Raw genomic sequence first — 224 nt, 5'->3', positions numbered from 1 at the left:
CTTTGGCGAGCTTCAACCAGGTGCTTTCGCTGGAGGGAAGGCGCCCGGCCCAGGCACGGCTGGCGGCGATGAACTCGTCTACGCCTTCGCCACTGATGACTTCCAGGTGCAATTTCTTTTCCGGTTGGTCGACGTAGCAGTCCTGGTAAAGGCCCATATGACCGATCAGGTCACCGGCTTTGATGACGATGGGTTGATCGAGCACAACGATCCGGTCATGAGCC

Annotated in this window: 1 pseudogene; it reads right to left on the bottom strand. The window is 58.5% G+C overall.

The annotated features are described in order from the left end of the window. Window positions 1-205: pseudogene (locus HX875_RS16085) on the bottom strand (hypothetical protein); the annotation flags it as partial. Window positions 206-224: the final 19 nt, after the last annotated feature.

This window comes from Pseudomonas yamanorum (assembly GCF_013386765.1).
In the GTDB taxonomy this organism is placed as follows: Bacteria; Pseudomonadota; Gammaproteobacteria; order Pseudomonadales; family Pseudomonadaceae; genus Aquipseudomonas; species Aquipseudomonas yamanorum_A.
This window is presented reverse-complemented; position numbering and strand designations above follow the sequence as displayed.